This window comes from Kineococcus sp. GCM10028916 (assembly GCF_042674865.1).
Lineage (GTDB): Bacteria > Actinomycetota > Actinomycetes > Actinomycetales > Kineococcaceae > Kineococcus.
Map to the genome: position 1 here is coordinate 42,234 of NZ_JBHTFM010000016.1, position 15,855 is coordinate 58,088.

Consider the following 15,855-nt stretch of genomic DNA (forward strand, 5'->3'; position numbering starts at 1 on the left):
CCCGGACCTCACTTGAGGAAGTCGGGCACGTCCAGGTCGTCCTCCTCGGGACGCGGACGTCCCGGACGACGCACGGACGCGGTGTCCTGCGGCAGTTCGATGATCCGCGGGACCTGGACCGGGTCCTCGCCGGGCACGACCTGCGGCGCCTGCTGGGCCGCGGGCTGCTGCTGGGGCGCGTGCTGTGCCGGCTGCTGGCCGTACTGCGAGGGGGCGTACTGCGGCTGGGAGTACTGCGAGGGTGCGTACTCCTGCTGGCCGTAGGGACGCGACGGAGCCTGCGCGTAGGCGGGCTGCGCCGGGGCCTGCGGCTGCTGGGCGGGCGGCTGCTGGGCCGGCTGCTGCTGGACGGGCTGCTGCTGGGCCGGGGGCTGCTGCTCGGAGTACTGCGGCTGGGCCGGGGCCACCGGTGCACCCCAGGTGTCCGGACGCGTGGTGCGCGGCGGGACGGCGCTGCCCTGCTGCGGACGACCCGAGACCTGGCCGAGCGCACGCTCGTCGCGGCGACGGACGGGGGTGCCGGAGTCGAAGCCCGCGGCGATGACCGTGACGCGCACCTCGTCGCCGAGGGCGTCGTCGATGACCGCACCGAAGATGATGTTGGCCTCGGGGTGCGCGGCCTCCTGGACGAGGCGGGCGGCCTCGTTGATCTCGTAGAGACCGAGGTCGGAACCACCCTGGATGGACAGCAGGACGCCGTGCGCGCCGTCGATGCTCGCCTCGAGCAGCGGGGAGGAGATCGCCGACTCCGCCGCCTGGATGGCGCGGTCGTCGCCCCGGGCCGAACCGATCCCCATGAGGGCCGAACCGGCACCCTGCATGACCGACTTCACGTCGGCGAAGTCGAGGTTGATGAGACCCGGCGTGGTGATGAGGTCGGTGATGCCCTGGACACCGGAGAGCAGCACCTGGTCGGCCGAGCGGAAGGCGTCGAGGATGCTGACCTGCTTGTCGGAGATCGACAGCAGCCGGTCGTTCGGGATGACGATCAGGGTGTCGACCTCGTCGCGGAGCTCCGCGATGCCGCTCTCGGCCGAGTTCGCGCGGCGGCGACCCTCGAACGTGAACGGGCGGGTGACGACACCGATGGTCAGGGCGCCGAGCGAGCGCGCGATGCGGGCCACGACGGGTGCGCCACCGGTACCGGTGCCACCGCCCTCGCCCGCGGTGACGAAGACCATGTCGGCGCCCTTGAGCACCTCTTCGATCTCCTCCGCGTGGTCCTCGGCGGCCTTGCGGCCGACCTCGGGGTCGGCGCCGGCGCCGAGCCCGCGCGTGAGTTCACGGCCGACGTCGAGCTTGACGTCGGCGTCGGACATGAGGAGCGCCTGCGCATCGGTGTTGACGGCGATGAACTCGACGCCCTTGAGGCCGACCTCGATCATCCGGTTGACCGCGTTCACACCGCCGCCGCCGACGCCGACGACCTTGATGACCGCTAGGTAGTTCTGCGGAGCTGCCACGGTGAGTGCCTCTCGCCTCTTTCGCCTGGGTTCTTGCTTCTCATGGGGCTGTGGTGTCAACCCTGACCCTCAAGTAGAGGGTCAACGTTATGTCACTTACTGCTGGGTGGTGACCGTAGGGAGCAGAGCGGGTGAACTGCAACAGCTGGCACGGCGTGTCGCGACAACACCCTGGACGGATCTGGGATCAGGGGCACATATGACTCAGTGTGATCGGCGAACTACACCTGGTGGAGGTGTGGCGGAGTCCGCGTCAGGGGGTGACGGCCGGCGCGTCGGGCGCCGAGACGTCGAGGACCTTCCCCCCGGCCGCTGTCGGGTCCTGCAGCAGCCGGAGCAGGACCTCGGCCTTGCGCTCGGGCCGGCTGTCGTCACCCCAGACGACCTCCGGGCCGTCGATCAGCCGGAACCGGACCGCGTCCGGCGTCGTCGCCGAGATCGACGCCACCTTGGAACGGACCGCGGTGGACAGCGTCGAGTTCACCGCGATGGCGGCCTGCAGGGAGTCGTTGCCTGCGCTCGCCACGTCGACGTCCACCGTCGGGACACCGGTCGGTGCGGCGTCCTCGTGGACGAGGACGGTGCCCCCACCGTCGACGAGGTCGACTCCCCCACCGGTCGAGGGGACGGCCGCGACGGCCTGCCGCTCGTGCACCGTGACGAGCAGCGTGGAGGGCCACGAACGGGTCACGTCGGTGCTCTCCACCAGCGGCAGGGAGGACACGTCGGACGCGAGCGCCCGGGTGTTCACCCGGGCCAGGGCCCGCCCCTGCTGGCCGTCCACGACGGCCTGCACCGCGGCCAGGTCGGTCCGCTCGGTCCCGGTGATGCGGACCTGGTCCACGCGCAACCACGGAGAACCGAACACCGCCCACAGACCGGCGGCGAGGACCACCACGAGACCGACCAGGACACCGATCGCGCGTCGACCGGGACGGCGGCGGCGGGCGCGCCGAGCCCCGGCGAGGTCGGCCACCCGCGGTCGTTGCTGACCGGCGGGGCGTCCGGGGGCCGCAGCGCCCCCCTCCACCGGACGCGGACGGGCCACCGCGGGCTTCCGCGGGGCGTGCGCCGGGGCCTGGGCGGCCGCGCGCACCGCGCGACGTCGCTGCGGGGCGCCGCTCGTCCGGGGCGCCTCGACGTCGCGCGGTGCCGGGGCGGGCGGAGACGACGGGGGCCGGCGGGGACGGGTCGGACGCGCGGGCATCAGCGGGCCGCCAGCAGGGCGAGGACCTCGGGTCCGAGCGTGGTGACGTCGCCGGCGCCGACGGTCAGGAGCAGGTCGCCGGCGCGGACGGTGCCGGCCAGGACCTCGGCCGCGGCGGAGCGGTCCGGCAGGAACCGCACGTGCCCGGGCGGCAGCGGGACGGCGTCGGCCACCGACGCACCCGTGACGTCGGGATCGGGGTCCTCCCGCGCGACGTAGACGTCGAGGACGACGACCTCGTCGGCCAGGCCGAGGGCGCGGCCGAACTCCGTCGCGAAGGTGCGCGTGCGGCTCACCAGGTGCGGCTGGAAGACCACGACGACCCGCCCGTCCCCGGCCACCGGTCGCGCGGCGCGCAGCAGCGCCTCGACCTCGGTGGGGTGGTGGGAGTAGTCGTCGACCACGCGCACGCCCGCGGCCTCGCCCTTGAGCTCGAAGCGGCGCCGGGCCCCGCCGAAGCGGGCCAGCCCCTCGAGGACGGGTACGGGGTCGGCGCCGAGCTCGACGGCGGCGCAGTAGGCGGCGGCCGCGTTGAGCAGGTTGTGGTGGCCGGGCACGACGAGGCGCAGCTCGTGCCGCTCGGCCCCGTCGAGCAGGACCGCCGAGGGCGCGACGCCCGGGCGGACGTCCTCGAGCCGCACGTCGGCGGCGCCGGCCGTCCCGTAGGTCCGGACCCGGACCCCCCGGGCCCGGGCGTGCTCGACGAGCGCGGCGGACCCGGCGTCGTCGGCGCAGGCGACGAGCAGGCCACCGGGCAGCAGTCGGGCCACGAACTCCTCGAAGGCCGCGGCGTAGGCCTCCGCGGTGCCGTAGTGGTCCAGGTGGTCGGGTTCGACGTTCGTCACGACGTCGACGACGGGGGCGTAGGCGCGGAACGACCCGTCGGACTCGTCGGCCTCGGCGACGAAGGGACCCGAACCGTCCCGGGCGCCGCCGTCGCTGCCCCCGGTGAGTTCGCCGCCGATGGCGTAGGACGGGTCCAACCCGGCGGCGGAGAGGGCGACGCCGAGCATCGAGGAGGTCGTCGTCTTGCCGTGGGTCCCGGCGACGGCGACCCCGGCGCGGCCGACCATCAGGGCCGCCAGCGCCTCGGAGCGGTGCAGCACCCGCAGACCCCGTTCCCGGGCCGCCACGAGTTCGGGGTTGCCCGCCCGGACCGCGGAGCTGACCACGAGGGTGTCCCCGGCGCCGAGGTCGCCCAGGTTCGCCGGGTCGTGCCCGACGGAGGTCGCGATCCCCAGCTCCCGCAACCGCTCCAGCGTCTCCGAGGCGGCCGAGTCGGTCCCGGAGACCTCGACCCCGCGACCTCGGAGCAACCGGGCGATCCCGGACATGCCGACCCCGCCGATCCCCAGCAGGTGGACCCGCCCCAGGTCCTCGAGCCCGCTCACCGGGCCACCGCCTCGATGAGGTCGGCGAGCTTCTCGTCACCGTCGTGGATCCCGAACCCCGCCGCCGCCGCGGCCGCCGCGGCCAGCGCCTGCGGGTCGGTGACCAGCGGGAGGACGCGCTCGCGCACGAACGCCGCGTCGAGGTCGGCGTCGGCCACGAGGACGCCGCCGCCGGCCGCGACGACGGACTCGGCGTTGCGGCGCTGTTCCCCGTTGCCGATGGGCAGGGGGACGTACACGCCCGGCAACCCGACCGCGGTGAGCTCGCTGACGGTGCCGGCGCCGCTGCGGCAGGCGACGAGGTCCGCCGCCGCGTAGGCCGTGTCCATCCCGTCGAGGTAGTCGCGGACGACGTAGCGGCCCTCGTCGGCGCCGACGGCCAGCGGGACCTGCTTGCCCCGCCCGGAGGCGTGCAGCACCTGGACGCCGGCCGCGGTGAGCTCCGCGGCGCAGGCCCCGAAGACCTCGTTGAGCCGCTGCGCGCCCAGCGAACCGCCCGTGACCAGCAGCGTCGGCGCGTCGGGGTCGAGGCCGAGCTCGACGCGGGCCGCCCGCTTCAGCGCCGCCCGGTCGCCCGCCCGGGCCAAGGCGGTGATCTCCGAGCGCAGCGGCATCCCGGTGTGCACGGCGTGCGGCAACGGTGTGCCGGGGAACGTCACGGCCACGCTCTTCGCCCAACGGGCGCCGAGGCGGTTCGCGATGCCCGGCAACGCGTTCTGCTCGTGGACCACGACGGGGATCCCCGCCCGGCGGGCCGCGAGGTAGGCCGGCGTCGCGACGTAGCCGCCGAACCCGACAACGACGTCGGCCTCGACGTCCTCGAGGGCCGTGCGCGCCGCGGCGACGGCGGCGCGCAACCTGCCGGGCAACCGCAGCAGGTCGGCTGAGGGCTTGCGGGGCAACGGCACCCGGGGGACGACGGCGAGCGCGTACCCGCGTTGCGGGACGAGGCGGGCCTCGATCCCCTCGGCGGTGCCGAGCACCAGCAGACGCGAGGACGCGTCCCGGGCGCGCAGGCGGTCGGCGGTGGCGAGCAGCGGTGCCACGTGGCCCGTCGTCCCCCCGCCGGCGAGCAGGACGTTCACTCAGGAACCCTTCGTCGTGCGCGTGCGCTGGGTCGGGGTCCGGCGCGGCAGCACGGCCAGCGAACGGGCGACCACCGACTCCCGGGTCCGGATGGCTTCGGGCGCACCGGGTTCGGCCCGCGCGAAGGAGAGCAGGATGCCCATCCCGAGGAGCGTCAGCACCAGGGCCGAACCACCCGCCGAGATGAAGGGCAGCGGAACGCCGATGACCGGCAGCAGGCTGAGCACCACGGCCACGTTCAACGTCGCCTGGCCCAGGATCCAGGCGGCGAAACCGGCGACGGCGAGCTTCGCGTAGAAGTTCCCCGAACGTCGGACCAGGCGGAGGGTGACCAGGGCGAGCACGCCGAAGAGCGCGAGGATCGTGAGCGTCCCGGGCAGGCCGAGTTCCTCACCGATGATCGCGAAGATGAAGTCGTTGTGGGCCTCGGGCAGCCAGGACCACTTCTCGCGGCTGGCCCCCAGACCGAGACCCCACCAACCACCGGAGGCGAGGGCGTACTTGCCCTGCACGGGCTGCCAGGACAGTCCCTGGGTGTCGGCCGTGCCGACGAGCCAGTCCTTCACGCGACCGACCCGGTTGGCGCTGGTCACGACCAGCAACGTCGCGAGCAGGGCCCCACCCGCACCGGCGAGGGCGAACCACTTCGCCGGGACGCCGGCGACCCAGAGCATGACGGCCACGATGACCATCATGATCAGCGCGGTCCCGAGGTCCTTGGTGAGCAGCACGATCCCGACCGTGAGCCCGACGGGGAGCAGCATTGCGCCGACCAGCTTCCCCGGCTCACCCAGCTGTTCCCGCCGTCGGGAGAGGGCGAGGGCGAGGGCGAGCACCAGCGCGACCTTGGCGGCCTCCGAGGGCTGGGCGGTGAAGGACCCGACGTGGATCCAGTTCCGGTTGCCGCCCACGGACTTGCCCAGACCGGGGACGAAGACCAGCAGCTGGAGGAACGCGGACGCGAACAGGGCGGGCAGCGCGAGCCGCTGCCAGAGCCGGGCCGGGACCCGGCTCGCGATCATCAGGACCACGGCCCCGAGGACGGCGAACGTCGCCTGGTTGCGGAAGTAGTAGTAGGGGGTGCCCTTCTCGGTCAGCGACTCGACGCTGGAACTCGAGAGCACCATGACGAGTCCGATGACGACGAGCATCGCCGTGGTCCCGAGCAGCACGTGGTGGGTCGCCAACGGCGACTCCAGCAACCGGACCCGGTCGCGGACCCACTCCCCCGTCGCGTCCAGCCAGACGGGACGACGCCAGTTCGGCGCGCGCTTCCCGGCCGACGGCGGTTTCGGGCGGGTGCGTTCCTGTCCCGTGACCGCCACGTCAGGAACCCCGTGGGAACCGTCGGGTCACGGCGGCGGCGAACTCGTCGCCGCGGTGACCGTAGGAGCGGAACTGGTCCCAGGAGGCGCAGGCCGGGGCGAGCAGCACGGTGTCGCCGGGCTGCGCGAGTTCGGCGGCGCGGGCCACCACGGCATCCATCAGGTCGCTCACCTCGCCAGTCTGCGGGAGGTCCACCTCGACCACCGGGACCTCGGGCGCGTGTCGTCGCAGCGCGTCGGCCACCAGCGCACGGTCCGCTCCCAGCAGGACCGCGCCCCGCATCCGGGGCCCGTGGGTCGTCACCAGGTCGTCGAACGACACGCCCTTGGCGTCCCCGCCGGCGATCCAGACGACGCTCTCGAACGTCCCCAGCGAGGCGTTCGCGGCGTGGGGGTTGGTGGCCTTGGAATCGTCGACCCAGCGAACCTCACCCGTCGCGGCGCTCGGCGCCGCGACGGTCGCGACCCGGTGCGGCGCAGGACGGAACGCCCGGACCCCGTCGCGCACGGCGATCTGCGGGACGCCCGCCGCCCGGACCAGCGCGGCGGCGGCCAGGACGTTCTCGACCGTGTGCGGGGGGACGGGTTCGCTCGAGCCCTCCGGCCGCAGGTCGGCGAGGGAGCAGAGTTCCGCGGCGTTGTCCCGGCGCTGCTCGACGAACGCGCGGTCGCAGAGGACGTCCTCGACCAGCCCGAGCATCGACAGGCCCGGGACCGCGCGGGTGAACCCGATGGCCCGGGCGCCCTCGACGACGTCGGCCTCGCGGACCAGGTCCTCGGTCACCGGGTCGGCGACGTTGTAGACGCAGGCGACCTCGGTGTTCTGGTAGATCCGGCCCTTGGCGAGCATGTAGGCCTCCATCGACCCGTGCCAGTCGAGGTGGTCCGGGGCGACGTTGAGGACGGCGGCCGCCAGCGGGCGGACGGAGTTCTCCACGTCGGTGGACAGCCAGTGCAGCTGGTAGCTGGAGAGCTCCACGGCGAGGAACTCGAAACCGTGCGGGTGGCGCAGGGCCTCGACCAGCGGGGTCCCGACGTTGCCCGCGCTGGTGGCCCGCAACCCGGCGGCGCGGAGCATCTCCGCGGCCATCTCGACCACGGTCGTCTTGCCGTTCGTGCCCGTCAGCGTCAGCCACGGCGCGGCGCCCGTCTCGGGACGCATCCGCCAGGCGAGTTCGACGTCGCCCCAGACGGGGACCCCGGCGCGGGCGGCCCCCACGAGGAGTTCGGCGTCGGGGTGCCAGCCGGGCGAGGTCACGACGAGGTCGTAGGCGTCCCACGGCTGCGGCGGGGTGACGACGTGCTCGGGTCCGAGCAGCACGGTCGCCCCGAGGACCTCGAGCAGGCGGGCCTTCTCCTGCTGGGTCTCCCCGGTCGCGGAGTCCACCACGGCGACCTCGGCCCCCACCTCGAGCAGCGCGTCGGCCGCGGCGAAGCCGGAGATCCCGATACCGGTGACCAGGGTGCGCAGGCCGGACCAGCGGGAGGTCAGGTGGCGAAGTTCGCGCACGCGGTCGGTGTCGTCGGCGCGCGGGTTGGGGTTGCCCAGCCAGCTCTCGAACACGGTCATCCGCCCGTCACCCACTGCGCGTAGAAGACCCCGAGGCCGAGGGAGACGAACAACCCGGCGATGATCCAGAACCGGATGACGATGGTGACCTCGCCCCAGCCCGCCAGCTCGAAGTGGTGCTGCAACGGGGCCATCCGGAAGATGCGTTTCCTGGTCAGCTTGAACCCCCCGACCTGCAGGATCACCGACAGCGTGATGATGACGAACAACCCGCCCAGCAGGATCAGCAGGATCTGGGTGCGGGACAGGATCGCCAGCCCGGCCAGGGCACCGCCGAGGGCCAGGGACCCGGTGTCGCCCATGAAGATCTTCGCGGGGCTGGCGTTCCACCACAGGAACCCGAAGCAGGCACCCATCACCGCGGCCGCGACGACGGCGAGGTCGCGCGGGTCGCGCACCTCGTAGCAGCGGGCCTCGACCTCGCGCAGCGTGTAGCAGCTCTGGTTGGACTGGAAGGTGCAGATGAGGACGTAGGCGGCGAGCACCATCGTCGTGGCCCCGGTCGCCAGGCCGTCGAGGCCGTCGGTGAGGTTCACGCCGTTGCTCACCGCCGAGGTGATGACCAGTGCCCAGACGACGAACAGGATCGTCCCGCCGACGGCCCCGAACACGGCGAGGTCCAGGGAGGTGTCGCGCAGGATCGAGATGTGCGTCGACGCCGGGGTGGCACCGCCGCGCGAGGCCGCCGGGAACTGCAGGGCCAGGACGGCGAAGACGATCCCGACGATCCCCTGACCGGCGAGCTTCGCCCGGGCCGTCAGCCCGAGGCTGCGCTGCTTGGAGATCTTGAGGAAGTCGTCGAGGAAACCGACGATCCCCAGCCCGGTCATGAGCAGGAGGACGAGCAGCCCCGACGCCGTCGGGGTCCACCCCGTGAACAGGTGCGCCGCCCCGTAGGCCAGCAGCGCGGCCAGGATGATGACGGCTCCGCCCATGGTGGGAGTACCGCGCTTGGTGTGGTGGCTCGTCGGGCCGTCGTCACGGACGAACTGCCCGTACCCGCGCTTGACGAGCCAGCGGATGTAGAGCGGCGTCCCGAAGAGGGAGACGACGAGCGAGAACGCTCCCGCGATGAGGACGGTCCTCACGAGTTCGACGCCTCCGTAGCTTGCGTGCTGTCCGTGGTGCTGATGAGGGTGGTCGCGAGCCGGGCGAGGCCGGCACCGTTCGAGGACTTCACGAGGACGACGTCGCCGGGACGCAGCCGTGGCCGCAGGAACTCCAGCGCGTCGTCGACGTCGGTCGCGAACGCCGCCTCCTCGCCCCAGGAGCCCTCCATGACGGCTCCCGTGTAGATCGGGCGGGCACCGGCCCCCACGACCAGCAGCTGGTCGACGTCGAGACGGACGACGAGGCGCCCGATCACGTCGTGCTCGTCGCGCGAGGCCGGGCCGAGTTCGAGCATCTCGCCCAGGACGGCCCAGGTGCGCCGCGTCCCCGAGGGTGTCGTGGCCATGCCGACCAGCGCCTTCAGCGCGGCCCGCACCGAGTCGGGGTTGGCGTTGTAGGCGTCGTGGACGACGGTGACCCCGTCGGCCCGTTCGACGACCTGCATGCGGCCCGGGCTGAGGTCCTCCGCGGTGGACAGCGAGGCCGCCACCTCGGCGAGAGTCCGGCCCGTCCCGAGGGCCACGGCTGCCGCGGCGAGCGCGTTGGTGACCTGGTGCTCGCCGTGCAACCGGAGCGTGACGGGGGCAGCGGCGCCGGCGTGCTGCAGGGTGAACCGCGCCCGCGCGCGGTCGTCGAGCTCGACGTCCACCGCGCGGACGTCGGCGCCCGGGCTGCGACCGAAGGTGAGGACGCGGGCCCGGGTCCGCGACGCCATCGCGGCGACGCGGTCGTCGTCGGCGTTCAGCACGGCCAGACCGTCGGCGGTCAGCGCCTCGACGAGTTCACCCTTGGCGAGCGCCGTCGCCTCGAGGGAGCCGAACTCCCCCGCGTGCGCGGACCCGACGACCAGTTCGACGCCGACGTCGGGCGGGGCGATGGCGCAGAGGGTGGCGATGTGACCGATCCCGCGGGCACCCATCTCCACCACCAGCGACGCCGTCGCCTCGTCGGCGCGGAGCACGGTCAACGGGGCACCGATCTCGTTGTTGAAGCTGCCGAGGGGGGCCACGACGGGACCGCCGGGCGCGAGGACGTGCGCGAGCAGGTCCTTGGTCGTGGTCTTGCCCTGGCTGCCGGTGACGCCGACGACGAGCGGGCCGGCCACTCCGGCGTGTGATGGTCTGGCGCGCAGCCGGTCGAGCACGCCCCGCGCGAGCCTCCCCAGCGCCGCGACCGCGTCGTCGACGACGACCAGCGCGGCGGCCGGGTCGAGGTCGACCGCGCGTTCGGCCAGCACCACGCCCGCCCCGGCGGCCACGGCCGCGGCGGCGAAGTCGTGACCGTCGACCCGTTCCCCGGGCAGCGCGACGAACAGGGACCCGGGGACGGCGGCCCGGGAGTCGATGACGACCGGTCCGGTCACCTCGGTGGACCCGGTGCCGGCGAGGAGGCGACCTCCGGTGAGTTCCGCCACCTCCGCCGCGGTCAGCGCGATCACGACACACCCCCTGGTAGGGCCGCGGACCTGCTCCGCTGCCACTGCTGCAACGCCGCCCCGGCGACCGTCCGGTCGTCGAAGGGCGTCACGACGCCCGCGCTCTCCTGGCCCGTCTCGTGGCCCTTGCCCGCGAGCAGCACGGTGTCCCCCGGTCCGGTGCAGCGCTCGAGGGCGGCCGCGATGGCGTCGGCGCGGTCGGCGACCTCGACGACCTCGGCGGGCCCGGACCCCGCCCCGGCGAGCAGGGCGGCGCGGATCGCCGCGGCGTCCTCGGAACGGGGGTTGTCGTCGGTGACCACGGCGACGTCGGCGAGGGCGGCGACGACGGCCCCCATCAACGGCCGCTTGCCGCGGTCGCGGTCGCCGCCGGCACCGAAGACGGCGACGAGGCGGCCCGGGGTGATCTCCCGCAGCGCCCGGAGCACCCGCTCGAGCGCGTCGGGGGTGTGGGCGTAGTCGACGACGACGAGCGGGGCGTCCTCGTCGGCCGGGACGGGCTGCATCCGACCGGGGACGCCGTCCGCCGCGGCCAGCCCGGCCACGACCTCGGCGGGGGCCAGCCCGAGCTGCAGCGCGGCCACGACGGCCAGCGCCGCGTTCGCGACGTTGAAGTCCCCCGGCAGCGGGCAGACCAGGTCCAGGACGACGTCGCCCCGGCTCAGCCGGAACGAGCTGCGGGCCCGGCCGACGTCGACCCGGGAGACCAGCCAGTCGGTCCCGCCCGTCCCGACCGTCGTGACGGGGACGCTCGCGCGTGCGGCCAGCTTCGGACCCCACCGGTCCTCGTCCGCGGCATCGACCCAGACGACCCCGGCCCGGGCGTGGGCGGGCGTGAAGAGCAGGGCCTTGGCGGCGAAGTAGTCGGCCATCGACCCGTGGAAGTCCAGGTGGTCCTGGGACAGGTTGGTGAACAGCGCGACGTCCACGACGAGTCCGTCGACGCGGTGCTGGGCCAGGGCGTGGCTGGAGACCTCCAGCGCGCAGCCCTGCACGCCCGCCGCGACCATCCGGGCGAGCAGCGCGTGCAGGTCGGGCGCCTCGGGGGTGGTGCGCACGCTCTCGACGCGTTCACCGGCGATGCGGGTCTCCACCGTCCCCAGCAGGCCCGTGGTCCAGCCCACCGAGCGCAGCAGCGACTCGACCAGGTAGGCGGTGGTGGTCTTGCCGTTCGTACCGGTGACGCCGACGGTGCGCAGGCGCTCGCCGGGACGGCCGAAGATGCGCGCCGCGAGGTCACCGAGGACCGCGCGGGGCTCGTCCACGACGAGGACCGGCAGACCGGCGGCGGTGACGAGGCCGGCCCCGTCGGGATCGGTGAGGGCGGCGACGGCCCCCGCGGCGGCGGCCTGCGCGGCGAAGGCGGCACCGTGGACGTTGGCGCCGGGCAGGGCCGCGTAGAGGTCACCCGCGCCGACCCGACGGGAGTCGAGGGTCACCCCGGTCACCGGGGGTCCAGGAGGGGTCGTGGGACCGCCGACGAGCGAGGTACCGAGGACCTGCGCGACGTCCGAGAGGTTCAGCGGGCCGCGGGCGCCGAGAGCGTCCGGGCCGTCGTTCAACGGCACGGTGGGAGGCTACCCGTCCTCGTGGGGGCACCCGTACCGCTCGCCCTGCGTGTCACGTCCTCGGTGCGTCCCGGTCGGCGGATCACTGCGCCCCCGTGCTGTCCGCGACGGCACCCTGGCTGATCTCGGCCTCGGCGCCCTGGTCACCGCCCCAGGTCAGCGGGAGGTCGGCGGCCGGTTCGGCGGAAGGCGTCACCCCGCGCTGCAACAGGGCGTAGGACATGACGTCCTTGAAGACGGGACCCGCGGCCGAACCCCCGAAGTAGTTGGTCTTCGGACCCTGCAGGATCACCGCGACGACCAGTTCCGGGTCGTCGGCCGGGGCCAGTCCGATGAACGACGCGGTGTAGCCGGAGTACCGGCCGAGGTCCTGGTCGTAGCGCGAGGCGGTACCGGTCTTGCCCGCGACGAGGTAGCCCGGGATCGCCGCGGCGGCAGCGGTCCCCTCCTCGCTGACCACGGCTTGCATCATGTCCCGCAACGTCTTCGCCGTCGCGGGGCTCACCACCACGGAGGAATCGCCGGCCGCTCCGGCCACGTAGTTCCCGTTCGGGTCCGACGTCCCGGCGATCAGCGTCGGTTCGATGCGGACCCCGTCGTTGGCGATGGTCGCGAACACCGACGCGGCCTGGACCGCGTTGACGGACATCCCCTGGCCGAACATGACGGTGAAGCGCTGGGTCCCCGAGTAGTCCTCGGGTTTCGCCACGATGCCGGCGGTCTCCCCGGGGAAGTTCAGCGTGGTCTTGCTGCCGAAACCGAAGGCCCGCTGGTACTCGTAGATCTTCTCGGCCTTCATCTTCTCGCCGGCCATGATCGTACCGATGTTGCTGGACTGGGCGAGGATCCCGGCGAGGGTGAGCTTCTCGTCCCCGTGGGGGTGGGAGTCGTGGAACACCTTGTCCGAGCGCTTCAGCTCACCGGGGACGGTGAAGGGACTGTCCGCGGAGAACACCCGCTCCTCCAGGACTGCGGCCAGGGTGACGACCTTCGCCGTCGAGCCGGGCTCGAACGCCTCGGTCAGCGCCGTGTTCAGCAGCTGGTCGTTGGTGAAGCGGGTCATGTTCGCGGGGTCGATGCTCGGGGCGCTGGCCAGGGCGAGCAGCCGCTGCTGCTTGTCCATGATGACGACGGTTCCGGAGATCGCGCCGGTCTCCGCGACCTTGGCCACGATCGCCGACTGCGCCTTCCACTGCAGGTCGGAGTCGATGGTCAGGTGCAGCGAGGTGCCGTCGACGGGTTCGACGGTCTCCCTGTCCCCCAACGGGATCTCCTGGCCCCCGAGGCTGCGCTCGTACTTCATCGAGCCGTCCGTGCCGGTGAGCAGGGTGTTCTTCGCCAGCTCCAGACCGCCGAGGGGGTAGTCGCTGACGACCCCCGTCTCCTCGTCCGTGACGGGCGTGCCGAGCACCCCGACCAGGGTGGAGGAGGCCGATCCCGTCGGGTAGATCCGCTGGGTCTGACGCTTGGAGGTGATGCCGCTGACCCCCGCGTCCGCGACCTGCTGCCACAACTCCGGGGTGATGCCGACGGCGACGACGGCGTACCGGTCCTTGGGGCGCTTCTTGGTGAGCTTCGTGGTGAGGGTCTGCTCGTCGATCCCCAGGATCGGGGCCAGCAGCGCGGCCGCGCCGGCGGGCCCCTGACCGAGGGAGTCCTTGTACTTCGACCCGTCGGTCTGGTCGGTGTTGAACGTCTCGATCGTCGAGGGATCGGCGATGACGTCCCGCCGTTCGACCGAGGTCGCGAGGACCACGCCCTTGTCGTCGAGGATGTCCCCGCGCTTGGCGTAGAGCTTCGTCTTCGACGTCCGCTGCTTGAGGGCGTCCTCGGCCAGGGACGACGCGTCGGCCCCCTGCAGCTGGACGAGGCGACCACCGAGGACCGTCAGCCCGAACAGGACGCCGACGCTGTAGACGCGCATCCTCATGTCGGGACGTGGCGCGCCGTCGCCGGAGCCGTGGGAGCGGTTGCGACGGAGTCGGGACACGCGGTGACCTCTCGGGACTTCGGGGCGGGCTTGTGACGCGTCGGTGGGTCGACCGTCAGTTGCTCGGGGTCTCACCCTGGGCCGGAGGGTTCGACGCCTTCGGCGCCGGTGTCGGGTCGCCGACGGCGGAACTCCCGGTGAGGTGCACCGCGTCGGGCGCCGGGACCATGCCGAGCGTCTGCGCCTTCGCCGCGAGCTGCCCGGGCGAGGACGCCGCGGCCAGCGACTCCGCGGCCGCCTGCTGCTGGTCGGCGAGACGCTGGGACGTGACCTGCAGGTCGGTGATCTGGTAGGCGTCGCCGGCGATGGCGATGTTCGTCATGAGCAGCCCGAACAGACCGAGCGTCAGCATGAGCACGCACGCGACGGGGAGCGGGATGCGCAGCCGACGGATGACGGGCGGGGTGATGACCTGCAGTTCGGGACGGGCGGCGGCCGCGTCCTGACGCGCCTTGAGCTGGCGGACCGGAGCGTTCCGGGCCGCGATCAGGGGCTGGCTCATCACGGCGTCCTTCCGTCGGTCGTGCCGGGCTCGTCCGGCTCGAGGTGGTCTGCGGTCTCGAACTGCTGGTCTTCTCGTGGGGAACCGGAGTTCCCGGGGGTTCGGCCACCGGTGCGTTTCCGGCGCCTCGACGCCGGGTCCGTTCCGGTTGAACCGTCACGATCTTCGCGGGGCAGGCGACGCACGGCGCGGAGGCGCGCCGACGCGGCGCGCGGATTCTCCGCGAGTTCCTGCTCGTCGGCGGTTTCCCCCCCGCGGGTCAGGAGTTCCGCTCGCGGGCCGGAACCCGCTGGCACGAAAGGCAGGTCGGGCGGGGCGGAACTCGTCGAGAGTTCCCGCAGCACGTTCTTGGCGATGCGGTCCTCGAGGGAGTGGAACGTCAGCACCGCGAGCCGACCGTTCGGCGCGAGCCGTTCGAACGCCGCCGGCAGCGACCGCTCCACGACGCCGAGTTCGTCGTTGACCTCGATGCGCAACGCCTGGAAAGTGCGTTTGGCCGGGTTGCCGCCGGTGCGCCGGGTGGCGGCAGGAACGTTGGCGCGCACCAGGTCCACCAGTCGCGCAGAGGTGGTGAAGGGTTCCAGCTCACGTTCGCGGACGATCGCCGAGGCGATGCGCGGGGCGAAGCGCTCCTCGCCGTAGATCCGGAGGATCCGCGTCAACTGGCTGTGCGAGTAGGAGTTGAGGGCGTCGGCCGCCGTGGTGGGCGCGCCGCGGTCCATGCGCATGTCCAGGGCCGCGTCGCGGGAGTAGGAGAAACCCCGCTCGACCTCGTCGAGCTGCAGCGAGGAGACACCGAGGTCGAAGAACACCGCGTCGACGGTTTCGATCCCCAGGTCGTCCAGGGCGTCGTCGAGACCGTCGGAGACGCTGTGCACCAGGGTGACCCGGTCGGCGAACTCGTGCAGGCGGGCGGCGGCGAGTTCCAGGGCCTGCGGGTCACGGTCCATCCCGACGAGGCGGAGGTCCGGGTGGCGGCGCAGGAGTTCGTGGGCGTGCCCGCCCATGCCGAGGGTGACGTCGACGCTCACCGCGCCGGGGTGTCCCAGGGCCGGAGACAGCACCTGCGTGCAGCGCTCCAGCATCACGGAGGCGTGACGACGGGCGGCGTCGTCCGCCCTGCCCTGCGCGTCGCCCCGCGGGTCGTCCTCGTCCATCGTCGTCACCCCCCGGGTTCCTGCGTGCCACTGCTTCCTGCTGCCCCTGCG

The 15,855-nt window shown here is 73.2% G+C and carries 12 protein-coding genes; all 12 read right to left on the reverse strand.

Annotated elements, in window-relative coordinates:
* Positions 1-8: 8 nt before the first annotated feature.
* Positions 9-1,463 (reverse strand): cell division protein FtsZ, encoded by a 1,455-nt coding sequence (ftsZ, locus tag ACFQ46_RS14055; RefSeq protein ID WP_380260038.1) that lies wholly within the window; start codon positions 1,461-1,463, stop codon positions 9-11.
* A gap of 253 nt (positions 1,464-1,716) precedes the next feature.
* The gene (locus ACFQ46_RS14060) at positions 1,717-2,559 is read right to left on the reverse strand and encodes a cell division protein FtsQ/DivIB (protein ID WP_380260039.1); all 843 of its coding nucleotides are present in this window, start codon (positions 2,557-2,559) and stop codon (positions 1,717-1,719) included.
* Positions 2,560-2,669: 110 nt separating this feature from the next.
* Positions 2,670-4,061, reverse strand: a complete 1,392-nt coding sequence (gene murC / locus ACFQ46_RS14065) for a UDP-N-acetylmuramate--L-alanine ligase (protein WP_380260040.1) — start codon at positions 4,059-4,061, stop codon at positions 2,670-2,672.
* Complete coding sequence (murG, locus tag ACFQ46_RS14070; RefSeq protein ID WP_380260041.1) at positions 4,058-5,146, reverse strand: undecaprenyldiphospho-muramoylpentapeptide beta-N-acetylglucosaminyltransferase; 1,089 nt, start codon at positions 5,144-5,146, stop codon at positions 4,058-4,060. The genes murC and murG overlap by 4 nt, the downstream gene beginning before the upstream one ends.
* Positions 5,147-6,472 (reverse strand): putative lipid II flippase FtsW, encoded by a 1,326-nt coding sequence (gene ftsW / locus ACFQ46_RS14075; protein WP_380260042.1) that lies wholly within the window; start codon positions 6,470-6,472, stop codon positions 5,147-5,149.
* A 1-nt stretch (position 6,473) separates the two neighbouring features.
* Positions 6,474-8,042, reverse strand: a complete 1,569-nt coding sequence (gene murD, locus ACFQ46_RS14080; protein ID WP_380260043.1) for a UDP-N-acetylmuramoyl-L-alanine--D-glutamate ligase — start codon at positions 8,040-8,042, stop codon at positions 6,474-6,476.
* A complete protein-coding gene (mraY, locus tag ACFQ46_RS14085; RefSeq protein ID WP_380260044.1) occupies positions 8,039-9,130 on the reverse strand; it encodes a phospho-N-acetylmuramoyl-pentapeptide-transferase in 1,092 nt (363 codons plus the stop codon). Before mraY ends, murD begins: the two co-directional genes overlap by 4 nt.
* The gene (murF, locus tag ACFQ46_RS14090; protein ID WP_380260045.1) at positions 9,127-10,590 is read right to left on the reverse strand and encodes a UDP-N-acetylmuramoyl-tripeptide--D-alanyl-D-alanine ligase; all 1,464 of its coding nucleotides are present in this window, start codon (positions 10,588-10,590) and stop codon (positions 9,127-9,129) included. Before murF ends, mraY begins: the two co-directional genes overlap by 4 nt.
* Entirely contained in the window at positions 10,587-12,155 is a 1,569-nt protein-coding gene (locus ACFQ46_RS14095) for a UDP-N-acetylmuramoyl-L-alanyl-D-glutamate--2,6-diaminopimelate ligase (RefSeq protein ID WP_380260046.1), read from the reverse strand. The genes murF and ACFQ46_RS14095 overlap by 4 nt, the downstream gene beginning before the upstream one ends.
* 82 nt (positions 12,156-12,237) lie before the next feature.
* A complete protein-coding gene (locus ACFQ46_RS14100; RefSeq protein WP_380260047.1) occupies positions 12,238-14,145 on the reverse strand; it encodes a peptidoglycan D,D-transpeptidase FtsI family protein in 1,908 nt (635 codons plus the stop codon).
* Positions 14,146-14,200: 55 nt separating this feature from the next.
* The gene (locus ACFQ46_RS14105; protein ID WP_380260048.1) at positions 14,201-14,647 is read right to left on the reverse strand and encodes a hypothetical protein; all 447 of its coding nucleotides are present in this window, start codon (positions 14,645-14,647) and stop codon (positions 14,201-14,203) included.
* Positions 14,647-15,804 carry a 16S rRNA (cytosine(1402)-N(4))-methyltransferase RsmH gene (rsmH, locus tag ACFQ46_RS14110; protein ID WP_380162129.1) on the reverse strand — a complete coding sequence of 386 codons (1,158 nt, stop codon included), beginning with the start codon at positions 15,802-15,804 and terminating at the stop codon, positions 14,647-14,649. Before rsmH ends, ACFQ46_RS14105 begins: the two co-directional genes overlap by 1 nt.
* Positions 15,805-15,855: the final 51 nt, after the last annotated feature.